The organism is Streptomyces sp. NPDC032161, from assembly GCF_040636995.1.
Lineage (GTDB): Bacteria > Actinomycetota > Actinomycetes > Streptomycetales > Streptomycetaceae > Streptomyces.
Genome location: NZ_JBEZVN010000008.1, coordinates 130359 through 144540 on the forward strand (window position 1 = coordinate 130359; position 14182 = coordinate 144540).

Here is a 14182-nt window from a genome sequence, read left to right on the forward strand (position 1 = left end):
TGGTCCCGCCCGCGGGGCGATGGCCCCGTCTCGGCGGAGGTCGGGGGAAGCGGCATCGGGGGGACAAGCCGCTTCCCCCGGTGAGAACGGCACCTCAGGTCCGGGCGCCGCGGTCTGGGGGAAGCGCGGCGCGGACCCCACAGTGGGGGCCTGTTCCTCGCCCCTCGGGTTCCTGACCGTCCCCCGGGGGCTACAGCACCCATCCTGCGTCGCGGGAGTGGTTCCGCGGGCCGCCGAAGGGCCTCGATCGACGGGTCCTCGGTCCCCCAAAGGCCACTCGAAGGCCACCCGAAGATCGCTCGAAGGCCGGCCGAGGGCCGGTCGAGGACCCGCTGCGGGCCGGCTGGAGGCCGCGTGGGGCGAGGCAGGGATTCAGACGGATGCGACCATTCGTGCGGATACAATCGCCCGACTGCACAGGGGACCGAAGGGGAGGCAGGGGCTGATGGTGCAAGCGAAGAAGATAGCTCTCTACGTGATAGTCGTCTTCGTGCTGTACACGATCATCACGTCCCCGGCCCGGGCGGCGGATCTCGTGCAGATAGGGTTCGAGGGCGTTTCGAGTGCCGCGCAGGGCGTCGGCGACTTCATGTCCGAGCTCGTGAACTAGGAGTACCACGCCATGATCCGCCATCTGGTCCTGTTCAAGCTGAACGACGGCGTCGAGCGGGACGACCCACGGGTCGTCGCCGGGGCGAAGGCGTTCCAGGACCTGGACGGGCAGGTTCCGGAGCTGGAGTTCTGGGAGTGCGCCTGGAACATCACCGACCGGCCGATCGCGTACGACTTCGCCATCAACTCCGCCGTCGCCGACGAGGCCGCCCTGAAGCGCTACATCGAGCATCCGGCCCATCAGGCCGCCGCCGGTCAGTGGCGGGAGTTCGCCACGTGGGTGATCGCCGACTACCCGTTCTGATTCGTTCGTTCCAGCCGATCCATACGGTCATCCGGGCCCCTCGCCACTGCGGCGAGGGGCCTTTTCGGTGTTTAAACCAAGTTGAACCCAACACGACGTTATACGGTGCTTGCACACAGTGGGCATGTCTTGTGATGCTATGACCGCTTTTGACGGATGAGTTGACCGCAGTTGACCGCAAAGGGGTGGCCCCACCGTGCCAGCCAGTACAGCGCCTCAAGTGCCTCCCCAGACCGTCCAGACCGGCCAGGCCATCCAGACCGGACGGGGCGCCCAGAGCGGACGACCCTCCCAGGCCGCCACCGGGACCGCACAGGGCACCCCGAACGCCCGCAGCGCCCCGAGCCCCCCGAGCGGCCGGTCCGCGCAGGGTGCGGCGCCGGCGGCCGTCGGGGCCGTGCGGCCGGACGGGGAACCCGACGGTTCGGCGACGGCGCCCGCCAGGAGCAGGGGCGCGGACACCAGGGCGCTCACCCAGGTGCTCTTCGGAGAGCTCAAGGAGCTGGAACCGGGCACACCGGAACACAGCCGGGTGCGGGCGGCACTGATCGAGGCGAACCTCCCCCTGGTCCGGTACGCGGCGGCACGCTTCCGCAGCCGCAACGAGCCGATGGAGGACGTCGTCCAGGTCGGCACGATCGGGCTGATCAACGCCATCGACCGGTTCGACCCCGAGCGCGGGGTGCAGTTCCCGACCTTCGCGATGCCGACCGTCGTCGGCGAGATCAAACGATACTTCCGCGACAACGTGCGCACCGTCCACGTCCCCCGTCGGCTGCACGAGCTGTGGGTGCAGGTCACCGGCGCCACCGAGGACCTGACGACCGCTCACGGCAGGTCGCCGACCACCGCGGAGATCGCCGAACGACTGAGGATCTCCGAGGACGAGGTACTGGCCTGCATCGAGGCGGGCCGCTCCTACCACGCGACCTCCCTGGAGGCCGCCCAGGAGGGCGACGGACTGCCCGGCCTGCTGGACCGGCTCGGGTACGAGGACCCGGCCCTCGCGGGGGTCGAACACCGCGATCTGGTCCGCCATCTGCTCGTGCAGCTGCCCGAGCGCGAGCAGCGCATCCTGTTGCTGCGCTACTACAACAACCTGACGCAGTCACAGATCAGCGCCGAGCTGGGTGTCTCCCAGATGCATGTGTCAAGGCTTCTGGCCCGTAGCTTCGCCCGTCTCCGATCCGCAAACAGGATCGATGCCTAACCGGATCGGGTAAAGCACTCGAAGTCCGGTCCGGACGGCCCGACTTGCCGAGCACCCCCGCTAACTGGGCAGACGTCACAAAGACTTGTCGACATGTCGCTACAGCGCGTTGCCGACATGTGACATTCTGCGGAAACCGCGTTTGCCGCGGCCTCGCCTCCGGTATTCAGGTGGGAGCTGCGTTCCTCCGATGGTCGCGGCTCGACGCGACCGTCCGCGACCTCAAGGGGGTGGCATGTCCGAAGAACAGGGCAGCTCGAAGGTGCTCACGCTCACCAAGGGCGTACCCGCACCTGTTGCGCCCGTCAGCTCGCCGGAAGCCATCGACACCCGCACGCTGTCCCGCTCCCTGTTCCTGCGGCTCGCCGCCCTGGCTCCCGGTCCCGACGGAACGGACAGCCCGGAGCGCGCCTACGTACGGGACACTCTGATCGAGCTCAACCTCCCGCTGGTGCGGTACGCCGCCGCGCGGTTCCGCAGTCGCAACGAGCCGATGGAGGACATCGTCCAGGTCGGCACGATCGGGCTGATCAAGGCGATCGACCGGTTCGACTGCGAACGGGGCGTGGAATTCCCGACGTTCGCGATGCCGACCGTCGTCGGCGAGATCAAGCGGTTCTTCCGCGACACCTCGTGGTCGGTGCGGGTGCCGCGCCGCCTCCAGGAGCTGCGGCTCGCGCTGACCAAGGCCAGCGACGAACTCGCCCAGAAGCTGGACCGTTCGCCGACCGTGCCGGAGCTGGCCAAGGCGCTCGGGGTCTCGGAGGAGGACGTGGTCGACGGCCTGGCCGTCGGCAACGCGTACACCGCGTCCTCGCTGGACTCGCCCTCGCCCGAGGACGACGGCGGCGAGGGCTCCCTCGCGGACCGGCTCGGGTACGAGGACTCGGCGCTGGAGGGCGTCGAGTACCGCGAGTCGCTCAAGCCGCTGCTGGCCAAACTCCCGCCGCGCGAACGGCAGATCATCATGCTGCGGTTCTTCGCCAACATGACCCAGTCGCAGATCGGCGAGGAGGTCGGCATCTCGCAGATGCACGTCTCGCGCCTGCTGACCCGTACGCTCGCCCAGCTCAGGGAAGGGCTCATCGCCGACTGACCGCCATGGACCGCCGCACCGCGCGGCACAGGGGTTCCGATTTGACGGACCGTCAGCCACACTGGCGCGATGCGACGTCAGATGCTCCACTCGACCGGCCGCCGGGGCAGCGTGATCGCCGCCTCGGCGGCCGTGCTGTGTCTGGGCGGTGCGCTGGCCGCCTGCGGTGGCGGTGCGGCGGCCGACGGTTACGTGGCGGTGGGCGCGGCGGGGCCCGGGGGCGAGCGGACACCGTCCGGGGCGGTGGCTCCGTCGGGGAAGGTGACGCTGGTGCCGCTGGACGGGGCCGGTGGCGCCGACGGGGCCTCGCCGGGCGGATCCGGCCGCGGGCACGAGTTCGGGAACGGGAGTTCGAGGAAGGACGGGGACGACTCGCGAGGCCCCGGGGAAGCCGAAGGGTCCGGAAGCGCCGGGGGGACGGGGGTCACAGGCGGCGGGACGCCGGGCGATGCCTCCCGTCCGGATGGTCCGGGCGGTTCGGACGGCCCGGGTGGGCCCGCTGGTACGGGCGGTTCCGGTGGGTCGAACGGCCCGGACGACCCCGGTGACGGTACGGGCGGATCCGGCGGCGGCACGGGCGGTGGGTCCACGGACCCGTCGGTGCCGACGGACCCCGGACCCTCGACACCGGGCGGCCCGGCCGTGCTGGTGGTCGGCGCCCCCGAGCGGGCGGCCGCCGAGGAGCGCTGGTGCGAGAAGGTGACCGTGGAGTTCCGCAACACCGGCGGATCGCCTGCCCGCGCGGGAACCGTCACCTTCGCCACACACATCATCGGCGGCCTGGGCGTCGACTGGGCGACCGTCGAGTCGTCCGCGCCGCTTCCGGCGCCGATCGACGCGGGAGCGGCGCGGACGAGGACGTACACCGTCTGCGTGGACGCCTGGCGGGTGCCGCTGGGAATGCATGTGGAGACCCGCGACGTCACCGCCGTACTGAGGTGACGCCACCGCCGCGCCGGGGCGACGTCACCGCCACGTACCGGAAGGGACGCCCCCGCAGTACCGGAGCCGTGCCGGGTGAAGGGGTGGGAGCCGGAGGTACGAGGTTCGAGGTACGAGGTACGAGGGAACCGTCGAGCCGGTCAGCCGAGCGCGAGCCAGGCGACCGCCGCGAGGACGACGACCACCGCGACGACGGTGACGATCATCCCGGTCTTCGGTCCGGACGGGGCGGCAGCCTGCTGTCGGCGCTGCGGCTCGCCCTCGTCGACGAAGGCGCGGAACATCTGGGTGCTGCCGGCCGGGTCGTGGTTGCCCTCGGGGCCCTGAGGGGCGTGGGGGTTGTGTGCCATGGGGAAGGACCCTAGCGAACTCGCCGTTACGGCCCAACCCCCGGGGCACCGAAGCGAGCTGACGGTCGGCGGTGTCGTCCCGGACGGAGCGCCGGGCGTCCCGCCGTCACCACGGAACACACCGCACAACCCGCCCCGGAACGGACATCCGCCGGGGCCGGCGATCACGGAAGACGATCGCGGCCCGAGTACGGAACGGGCACGACCTGCTCAGGCCGGGCACGGCCCGGCTCAGGACGGGCGGGACCCGGCGCAGGACGGGCGGGACCCCGGCTCAGGACGGGCGAGACCCCGGCTCAGGACGGGCGGGACCCCGGCTCAGGACGGGCGAGACCCCGGCTCAGGACGGGCGGGACCCGGCGCAGGACGGGCGGGACCCCGGCTCGGCACGCTCGCGCACCGGTGGAAAGCGTTCGCGACCCCGACGGAAGACGGGGACACCCCCGACGGAAGACGTTCACGGGGCCGTGGAAACCGGTCGCGATCCCGGCCGGGCATCGCCCCGGCTGTGGTGGGAGACACACCAGTCCCGGGCCACACCCCACACGCTGGCACTTTGACCGGGACCCTACGCAGCCTTTTGCGTTCCTTTACTTCTGCAAGTGCATTTTCGTTTGCCTGCAGCAACCAACGGCTTCTATGGTTGCCCTAAGCAACAAGATGCACCGGTGGAATCGTCTGGGGGGCTCATGGCCGCACGGAGTCAGTACGAAGAGCTGGCCCGGCATCTCAGCGCGGTCGGAGCCGTCAAGCGAGGTGTCGCACGCGTCCTCCCCGCCGAATGCCCGTCCGGTTCCGCCGCCGTCCTCGCGCTGCTCAGGCAGCACGGCGAGATGCGCATCAGCAGACTGGCCGAGCTGCTGGACGTCGACATGTCTGTTACGAGCAGACATGTCGCCCATGTGGCGGAGCACGGCTGGATCGAACGGTCCTCGGACCCGACCGACAAGCGGTCCCGCATCCTGCGGCTGACCCCGGCCGGACGCGACCTGCTCGGTGACATGAACCGTCGTGTCACCGAGATGTTCGCCCACAATCTCTCCGACTGGTCGGACGACGAGGTCGGCCAGCTCAACCGGCTCCTGGCCCGGCTGCGCGACAGTTTCGCCTGCCGCGGTTTCGGCGATTGCGTCCCCGGAACGCACAGCGGCGAGTGCCGCTCGCGGCCTTCCGACATCGGCGCCGACGCGCACACCCGTACACCCGTGTAACAGAAGCAAAGACAAGGAACTCTATGGCTACGACCACACCGACCGGTGTGCGGGGCGGCCACGCCAAGCACGGGGGGTCGCCCGATCCCTCGTCCGGCGCGCCGATGACACACCGGCAGATCATGGAAGCACTGGCCGGGCTGATGCTCGGCATGTTTGTCGCGATCCTGTCGTCGACGGTCGTCTCCAACGCCCTTCCGCAGATCATCTCCGACCTCGGCGGCGGCCAGAGCGCCTACACCTGGGTCGTCACGGCCTCGCTGCTGTCGATGACCGCCACCACTCCCCTGTGGGGCAAGCTCGCGGACCTGTTCAGCAAGAAGCTGCTGGTCCAGATAGCCCTGGTCATCTACGTCGCGGCCTCGGTCGTGGCCGGTCTCTCGACCAGCAGCGGCATGCTCATCGCCTGCCGTGTCGTCCAGGGCATAGGCGTCGGCGGTCTCTCCGCCCTCGCGCAGATCGTGATGGCGGCGATGATCGCCCCCCGTGAGCGCGGTCGCTACAGCGGATACATCGGTGCGGTGTTCGCCGTCGCCACCGTCGGTGGTCCGCTGCTCGGCGGTGTCATCACCGACACCAGCTGGATGGGCTGGCGCTGGTGCTTCTACGTCGGTGTGCCGTTCGCCGTCATCGCGCTGATCGTGCTCCAGAAGACGCTGAAGCTCCCGGTCGTAAAGCGTGAGGTCAAGGTCGACTGGTGGGGCGCGTTCTTCATCAGCGCCGCCGTGTCGCTGCTGCTCATCTGGGTGACCTTCGCGGGCGACAAGTACGACTGGCTGTCCTGGCAGACCGCGGTGATGGTCATCGGCTCCGTGCTGCTCGGCGCGATCTTCGTCGCCGTCGAGTCCAGGGCCAGCGAGCCGATCATCCCGCTGCGCCTCTTCCGCAACCGCACCATCGCGCTGGCCTCGCTGGCCTCGCTGTTCGTCGGTATCGCGATGTTCGCGGGCACCGTCTTCTTCAGCCAGTACTTCCAGCTGGCGCGCGGCAAGTCGCCGACGATGTCCGGCGTCATGACGATCCCGATGATCGGTGGCCTGTTCATCTCCTCGACGGTCTCCGGCTGGGTCATCACGAAGACCGGCCGCTGGAAGGCCTGGCTGGTCAGCGGTGGCTTCCTGGTGACCGCCGGGCTCGGGCTGCTCGGCACCATCCGGTACGACACGGCCTACGGGTACATCGCCGTCTACATGGCCGTGATGGGTCTCGGCATCGGCATGATGATGCAGAACCTGGTGCTCGCCACGCAGAACCAGGTCGCCCCGTCCGACCTCGGCTCGGCCAGCTCCGTCGTCACCTTCTTCCGTTCCCTCGGTGGTGCGATCGGCGTCTCGGCGCTGGGCGCCGTCATGGCGAACCGCGTCACCCACTACGTCAAGGACGGTCTCGCCGCCCTCGGCCCCGAGGGCGCGGCCATGGGTCACGGCGGCACCGGCGGCGGGGGCATCCCCGACCTGGACAAGCTGCCCGCGCCGTTCCGCACGGTCGTGGAGAGCGCCTACGGGCACGGCGTCGGCGACGTCTTCCTGTACGCCGCGCCGGCCGCGCTGATCGCCTTCCTGATCACGGTCTTCATCAAGGAGGTCGCGCTGAAGTCGAACGCCGCCGAGGCCGCACCGGTCACGGACGGGACCCCGGCCGTCGAGCGGGCCGAGGCGCCGGTGCCGGTCCCAGCCGCCGTCGCGGCCACGCCCGCGGACGCGGCGCAGACCGCTCCGGCCCCGGCCGCGGCCGCAGCCGCGGCCGCCGCTCCGGAGCCCCTGCTCGCCTCCGTTCAGGGCACGGCCGTGCACGGTGTGGTGCGTGGCGTGGAGGGTGCGCCCGTCCCCCGGGCCGCCGTCACGCTGATCTCGCTGGCCGGCCGCCAGCTGGGGCGCTCCGTCGCCCAGGCCGACGGTAGCTACGCGCTGGACGCCCCGGGAACCGGCAGCTACGTGCTGATCGCGTCCGCCGACGGTTTCCAGCCGCAGGCGTCGACCGTGGTCGTCGGTGAGCAGCCGCTGTCTTACGACATCCTGCTCTCCGGTACGAGCGGCCTCACCGGAACCGTCCGGGCCGCCGAGACCGCGGCTCCGGTCGAGGGTGCCATGGTCGTCGTGACCGATGTGCGCGGCGACGTGCTGGCGACCGGCAGTTCCGGGGAGGCCGGCGAGTTCACCTTCGGCGAGCTGGTCCCCGGTCCGGTGACCGTCGCGGTGAACGCCGCCGGGTTCCGCCCGCTGGCCCTGCCGGTGGAGATCGGCGGCCAGGGCGTCACCCGCGTCGAGGCCGCGCTGCAGTCCGGCGCGCTGGTGCGCGGTGTCGTACGGGCCGGCTCCGCCCGGCGTCCGCTGGCCGACGCCCGGGTCACCCTGGTCGACGCGGCGGGCAACGTGGTCGCCACCTCGACGACCGGGGAGGACGGGGCGTATGCCTTCACCGACCTGGACGCGGGCGAGTACACGGTCATCGCGACCGGCTACCCGCCGGTGGCCGGCGCGCTGACCGTGACCGGTCCCGGCGTCGACGGCCACGACGTCGAACTCGCCCACCCCGGCGAGTGAGGAGGCCCGGCGGCGGCCCGCGACAGCGGGGCCTGCCGCCGGACCTCTCACCACAGACCCCTGGCGGGTCGGCGTCCCGAGCGGAGACGCTGTACCGGCCGGTGGAAATGGGCCCCGGCGGCGGGGACGGCAGGCAGGGGACGGCCGGCCGGCCCCGCCCCGGGGCCCGACTCATTGAGCGACTCGAACTCACCGAGTCACCGGGGTCACTGCTTCGGAGTCACCGGCTCCGGTCCACGGGTCACCGGGTCCCCGGTTCCGAGCACTGGTCCGAGCCACCGGGTCCGGGCAACCGGGCCCGGGCCACCGGGTCCCAGCCACTGGGTCACTGATTCACTGAGTCCTTGAGCAAGGAGAGAGAACGGGATGGGACTTCGCGCACAGGTACGGACGCGGGACGGCTGGGCGGTCCAGCACGCGGTCGTGACGGTCACCGACATGACCGGCGCGCAGGTGCTGCGGGCCACCGCCGACGAGGACGGGACGGTGCGGACGGACACCCCCCTGCCGGCCGGCGCGTACACGGTGATCGTCACCGCGGTCGGGTACGCCCCGGCCGCATCCACCGCGCTCGTCACGGCGAGCGGGCGCGTAGAGGCCGGCACCGTGGTGCTGGCCCGGCAGGGCGGGGTCGAGCTGCCGCCGCCGGGCGCCTGGTCGCTGGACCCGGCGCACTCCTCGGTCGCCGCGGTCGCGCAGCACCTGGGCATCTCCAGCGTGCGGGGCCGGTTCACCGAGTTCAGCGGCCGGATCGAGATCGCGGACGAGGTCCACCGGTCCCGGGTCGACGCCGTCATCACCGCGGCCAGCATCGACACCGGCAACGGCATGCGGGACAAGCACCTGCGCTCGCCCGACTTCCTGGACACCGACCAATTCCCGGAGATCACCTACCACTCCGACGGACTGACCCCGACCGGCCCCGACCGCTGGACCGTCCACGGCGTGCTGTCCATGCGCGGCGTCGACCGACCGGTCGATCTGGACCTGAGCTACCTCGGTACGGGCCCCGACCCGTGGGGCGGGGTGCGCGCGGCGTTCAGCGCCACGGCGGAGCTGCGGCGCGACGACTTCGCCATGAACTACAACCAGGTGCTGCAGGCGGGCATCTCGGCGATCGGTACGACGCTGCGGGTGGAACTCGACATCCAGGCCGTACAGGGCGAGTCGCTGCCGTCGTAACCACCGGGCGGGACGGGGGCCGACGGGAGGAAACAGGGACAGGGACAGGGCGGGTGGGCGGGGCAGGGGCCGAGGCTCGGGACGGGGCCGATGAACGAGGCGATCCCTCGTGTCCCCGTCCGTCTCTCCCGTCCCCCGTCCCTCGTATCCGTCCCTCGGCCCGCCGCTACCGCTCGCGGGCCTGTTCCCGGATCGCTTCGATGCCGGCGATCAGCAGGTCCAGGGCGTAGGTGAAGTCCCGGTCGCGCATCTCCTCGACCGTGTCGCCGCCGCGGGCATCCCTCAGCTTCTCCGAGGATTCGAGCATCTGGTCGAAACTCGGTTGGCCGCGGACCTCGCTCATGGACTGCTGGTAGTACTCCTCCTGGGTCATCCCGGCGTTCGCGCTGCGTTGCGCGTAGTGGCCCTCGATGGTGCCGAATCCGTACACGAACTGGAAGACCGCGGCGAGCGCCCCGGCCTGGCGTTCCAGCGGCAGGCCGGTCGCCCGGATCACGGCCATGACCGCGTTCGACATCGCCCTCGCATGCGGACCGATGTTGAGGAAGTGCCCGGCGAGGTGCGCGGCCCAGACATGACGGACGATCAGCGCCCGGTACTGCGTGGCGAGTTCGCGCAACCGGTCGTGCCAGTGCGCGTCCTCGTGCGGGGGGCGGATCTCGCTGTGGACGGAGTCCAGGGCCAGTTCCAGCAGATCGTCCTTGGTGTCCACGTACCAGTAGAGGGACATGGCGGTGACACCCAGCTCGGCGGCGAGGCGGCGCATGGAGAACTTGTCGAGACCCTCGGCGTCCAGCAACCGTACCGAGGCCGCGACGATCCTCTCCCGGTCGAGACCGGCCGGCTGGTCCGTTCTGCGGGTGCGCGACGGTGCGGGCTGGGCCAGCCACACGCTGGTCCTGGCGGGGTTCTTCACACGGTCGGCCGCGGACACCATGGCGCACTCTCCTCGTCTTGCCGGCGGGGCGAACCGTCCCGTACGCGCACACCCGCACCTGCGCGTACGTGTGCGTGTACGCGCGAGGCGGATGCGTACGCGAGGTGGATGCGTACGGTCCGATACGCCCCGCCCCGATGCTATGCCGCGGCCTCGGCCCCGGCCTCGACGGACTCCGCGCGGAGGGACTCGGCGCGCTCCGCACGGCGCAGGAGCGCCGCGGCCAGCAGGCCACCGGCCAGCACCGCCACCGCTCCGGCCAGCTGACTGGTCTCCAGGCCCGAGGCGAAGGCGTCGCTGATCCGCGCCCGTTCGCCGTCGTCGACGGCCGCGGCGAGCGCGACGGGCAGCGAGGCGGCGCCCACCGCCGCGGGCACGAGCGACGCGAAGCGCGCGTTGAGCACCGCGCCGAGGACGGCCACGCCCAGGCCATTGCCGAATTCGGCGAGCGTGCCGTTGACCCCGGCGCCCACGCCCGCCTTCTCCGGCGGGATGGCGCTCATGATCGCGTTGGCCATGGCGGGCGTGGCGAGCGCGATGCCCGCGCCCATCACCACCAGGCCGAGCAGCATGCCGCCGTAACCGTCGCCGCCGAGCAGCGCGACCGCGGCGAGCCCCGCGGCCAGCAGGGTCATCCCGGCCGCGATGGTGAGCGGCGTGCCCAGCTTCGGCACCAGCCTGGCGCCCAGTCCGAAGAGGTTGAGCACGACGACGCTCAGCGCCAGCGGTGCGGTACGCAGACCGGCCTCCAGCGGACCGTAGCCGAGCACGAACTGGAGCTGCTGGGTGAGCAGGAAGAGCGAGCCCCCCATCCCGAAGGCGACCAGGATCGAGCCGCCGACGGCCCCGACGAACTTCTGGTTCCGGAAGAAGTGCATGTCCAGCATGGGGTACGGAATGCGCAGCTCCCACAGCACGAACCCGGCGAGGACGACGACCCCGACGACGGCCGTCAGCAGGACCTGCCCCGACGTCCAGCCGCGCTCCGGGCCAGAGATGATCGCGTACACGAGAGATGCCATACCGATCGTGGAGAGCAGCGCGCCGAGCAGGTCGGGGCGGCCGTCGCCGGCGTTCCCGGACTCCGGGACCAGCCAGGCCACGGCGATCAGACCGAGAACGGCGACGGGGATGTTGATCAGGAAGATCGCGCCCCACCAGAAGTGGTCGAGCATCACCCCGCCGATCAGCGGACCGACGGCGACGCCGAGCGAGCCGACGGTCGCCCAGATGCCGATCGCCCTGACCCGCTCGGTCTCGTCGAAGATCTGGACGACGACGGCGAGGGTCGTGGTCAGCAGCAGCGCACCGCCGATGCCCATGCCCGCCCGCGCGGCGATCAGCTGCGCGGACGACTGTGCCAGTCCGGCCGTCAGCGAGCCGATGCCGAACACGGCGAGTCCGGCGATCAGCATCTTCTTGCGGCCGTAGCGGTCGGCGGAGCTGCCGGCCGTGAGCAGCAGACCCGACTGGACGAGCGAGTAGGCGGTGATCATCCACTGCACTTCGGCGGTGGACGCGTCCAGCTCCCGGGTGAGGGAGGGGATCGCGACATTGAGCACGGTGTTGTCGAGCAGCACCGTGAGCTGGGCGAGGCAGATGACGCCGAGGATCAGCCAGCGCTGCGGATGACTGGGCGGCGAGAGGTGGTTCTGCTCGGCGGCGGTCGCCGTCATGCGGACTCCAGATGCCTTATACGGTGTACGAGAGGGGGCGACATACACCGTATGGCCGTCCTCGTACGGCGTACAAGTGATTTGCCTGGCGCCGAAGCGGACAGCACGGCAGCCGCGGAGATCAGAGGTCGGCCGGGATCGGGAAATGCCGTCGACGGGCCGCTCACCGATCCGGCAGCCTCCCTGGCATGACGACACCGCCCTTCGTCCCCGGTCTGGAGCTGTCCCGCCGCTTCCACCTCGAAGCCGTACGCCCCCTGCTGGAGGAGGCCGTTCCCGGCATCGCGTACTCGGCCGCCCTTCTCGGCAGCGGCTCGGAGGTCCTGGGATTCGACACCGCCCGCTCCCTCGACCACGAATGGGGACCGCGCCTGCAGATCTTCCTGCGCCCCCGGGACGTCGCCCGCCACGGCGCGGTGCTCGCGAAGCGGCTCTCCGAACGTCTGCCGAAGCGTTTCCACGGCTACCCGACCCACTTCGCCGCCACCCCCGAGGCGGGAATCCGGGTGATGCGGGCGACCGACGGGCCGGTTCAGCACGGGGTCGAGATCACGGACCCGGGCACCTGGTTCACCGAGCGGCTGGGCTTCGACCCCCGCCGAGAGGTCACCCTGACGGACTGGCTGGCCACCCCCACCCAGCGGCTCGCCGAGGTCACTTCCGGGGCCGTCTTCCACGACGGCCTCGGTGAGCTCGCTCCCGCGCGGACGAAGCTCGACTGGTACGACCACGACCTCTGGCTCCACCTGCTCGCCTGTCAGTGGCGGCGCGTCTCCCAGGAGGAAGCCTTCGTCGGCCGTTGCGGCGAGGTGGGCGACGAACTCGGCTCCGCCGTCGTGTGCGCACGCCTGGTACGCGATCTGATGCGGCTGTGCCTGCTGATGGACCGCCGGTACCCGCCCTACGCCAAGTGGCTCGGCAGCGCCTTCGCCCGCACGCCCGAGGCCCCCGCCCTCACACCCGTGCTCACTGCGGCCCTCGCCGCCACCGACCGGGACACCCGCGAACACCACCTGGCCCGCGCCTACGAGACCGTCGCGACCGCCCACAACCGGCTCGGGCTCACCGAACCGGTCGATCCCGCGACACGCCCGTACCACAGCAGACCGTTCCGGGTGCTGCACGCCGAACGCTTCGCCGCCGCGCTGCTCGACCGCATCACCGATCCGGTGGTGCGCGGGCTGCCACCGATCGGCGCCGTGGACCAGTTCGTCGACAGCACCGACGTCCTCGGCCACCCCGAATCGGCACGGGAGGCGACGCGGGCGACGACCGCGCTCCGCCGCGCCTCCGACCGGCCGGGCGGCGGCCCTTCGGCCCCTACTCCCCCGGTTTGATGAGGTATCCCGCCCCGCGCCGGGTGTGGATCATCGGTGTGCGGCCGACGTCGATCTTCTTGCGCAGGTACGAGATGTACAGCTCGACGACGTTCGCCTGCCCGCCGAAGTCGTAGTTCCACACCCGGTCGAGGATCTGAGCCTTGCTCAGCACCCGTCGCGGGTTGCGCATCAGGAAGCGCAGCAGCTCGAACTCGGTGGCCGTGAGATGGATGGACGTGCCGCCCCGGCTCACCTCGCGGCTGTCCTCGTCGAGGACCAAGTCGCCGACGACGAGCGACGAGTCGGCGCGTACGGCCGCCGCCGCACCGGAACGCCGGATCAGCCCGCGCAACCGGGCCACGACCTCCTCCAGGCCGAACGGCTTGATGACGAAGTCGTCGCCACCGGCGGTGAGCCCGGCGATCCGGTCCTCCACCGCGTCGCGCGCGGTCAGGAACAGCACGGGCACCCCGGACAGCTCCCGCCGCAGCCCGCCGAGCACGGCGGATCCGTCCGTGCCCGGCAGCGTCACGTCGAGGATCACCGCATCGGGCCGGAAGTCCCGCGCCATCCGTACGGCCCCGGCCGCGTCACCGGCGCTGCGCACCTCCCAGCCCTCGTAGCGCAGCGCCATGGAGAGCAGCTCGGTGAGAGCGGCCTCGTCGTCCACGACGAGCACGCGGACGGGGGTGCGGCGGTCGGGCCTCAGCGGTTCGTCGCGTTCCCGGGACAGTTCGGTATGACTCAGGGGCGAGGTCGTCGTCGTCATGCCTCAACCCTGTGAGGCTCCTCTGAGAGGC

Annotated in this window: 13 protein-coding genes; 9 read left to right on the forward strand and 4 right to left on the reverse strand. The window is 71.1% G+C overall.

Annotated elements, in window-relative coordinates:
- Positions 1-445: 445 nt before the first annotated feature.
- From AB0E67_RS18785 to AB0E67_RS18805, 5 genes are all read left to right on the forward strand, one after another.
- A complete protein-coding gene (locus tag AB0E67_RS18785) occupies positions 446-610 on the forward strand; it encodes a hypothetical protein (RefSeq protein ID WP_362027791.1) in 165 nt (54 codons plus the stop codon).
- A 12-nt stretch (positions 611-622) separates the two neighbouring features.
- The gene (locus tag AB0E67_RS18790) at positions 623-916 is read left to right on the forward strand and encodes a Dabb family protein (protein ID WP_073786552.1); all 294 of its coding nucleotides are present in this window, start codon (positions 623-625) and stop codon (positions 914-916) included.
- Between the two features lie 397 nt (positions 917-1313).
- Complete coding sequence (locus tag AB0E67_RS18795) at positions 1314-2126, forward strand: RNA polymerase sigma factor SigF (protein WP_362027966.1); 813 nt, start codon at positions 1314-1316, stop codon at positions 2124-2126.
- A 235-nt stretch (positions 2127-2361) separates the two neighbouring features.
- Complete coding sequence (locus AB0E67_RS18800; RefSeq protein WP_362027794.1) at positions 2362-3222, forward strand: RNA polymerase sigma factor SigF; 861 nt, start codon at positions 2362-2364, stop codon at positions 3220-3222.
- A gap of 69 nt (positions 3223-3291) precedes the next feature.
- Positions 3292-4164: a hypothetical protein gene (locus AB0E67_RS18805; protein WP_362027797.1), complete on the forward strand. Its 873-nt coding sequence runs from the start codon at positions 3292-3294 to the stop codon at positions 4162-4164.
- A gap of 140 nt (positions 4165-4304) precedes the next feature.
- Here AB0E67_RS18805 and AB0E67_RS18810 read toward each other — a convergent pair whose 3' ends face one another.
- Positions 4305-4514 carry a hypothetical protein gene (locus AB0E67_RS18810; RefSeq protein WP_360106013.1) on the reverse strand — a complete coding sequence of 70 codons (210 nt, stop codon included), beginning with the start codon at positions 4512-4514 and terminating at the stop codon, positions 4305-4307.
- A gap of 689 nt (positions 4515-5203) precedes the next feature.
- Between AB0E67_RS18810 and AB0E67_RS18815 the strand changes: the two genes are divergently transcribed.
- From AB0E67_RS18815 to AB0E67_RS18825, 3 genes are all read left to right on the forward strand, one after another.
- Positions 5204-5725 carry a MarR family transcriptional regulator gene (locus AB0E67_RS18815; RefSeq protein WP_362027800.1) on the forward strand — a complete coding sequence of 174 codons (522 nt, stop codon included), beginning with the start codon at positions 5204-5206 and terminating at the stop codon, positions 5723-5725.
- A 23-nt stretch (positions 5726-5748) separates the two neighbouring features.
- The gene (locus tag AB0E67_RS18820) at positions 5749-8268 is read left to right on the forward strand and encodes an MFS transporter (RefSeq protein ID WP_362027803.1); all 2520 of its coding nucleotides are present in this window, start codon (positions 5749-5751) and stop codon (positions 8266-8268) included.
- A 366-nt stretch (positions 8269-8634) separates the two neighbouring features.
- Positions 8635-9450 carry a YceI family protein gene (locus AB0E67_RS18825; RefSeq protein ID WP_362027806.1) on the forward strand — a complete coding sequence of 272 codons (816 nt, stop codon included), beginning with the start codon at positions 8635-8637 and terminating at the stop codon, positions 9448-9450.
- 166 nt (positions 9451-9616) lie between these two features.
- Here AB0E67_RS18825 and AB0E67_RS18830 read toward each other — a convergent pair whose 3' ends face one another.
- Entirely contained in the window at positions 9617-10387 is a 771-nt protein-coding gene (locus AB0E67_RS18830; RefSeq protein ID WP_362027809.1) for a TetR/AcrR family transcriptional regulator C-terminal domain-containing protein, read from the reverse strand.
- 140 nt (positions 10388-10527) lie between these two features.
- Entirely contained in the window at positions 10528-12063 is a 1536-nt protein-coding gene (locus AB0E67_RS18835; protein WP_362027811.1) for an MFS transporter, read from the reverse strand.
- A gap of 188 nt (positions 12064-12251) precedes the next feature.
- Between AB0E67_RS18835 and AB0E67_RS18840 the strand changes: the two genes are divergently transcribed.
- Complete coding sequence (locus AB0E67_RS18840) at positions 12252-13400, forward strand: DUF4037 domain-containing protein (protein ID WP_362027814.1); 1149 nt, start codon at positions 12252-12254, stop codon at positions 13398-13400.
- Here AB0E67_RS18840 and AB0E67_RS18845 read toward each other — a convergent pair.
- Positions 13384-14151, reverse strand: coding sequence for a response regulator transcription factor (locus AB0E67_RS18845; protein WP_362027816.1), 768 nt, complete (start codon positions 14149-14151; stop codon positions 13384-13386). The two genes, AB0E67_RS18840 and AB0E67_RS18845, sit on opposite strands and share 17 nt — an antisense overlap.
- Positions 14152-14182 lie beyond the last annotated feature (31 nt).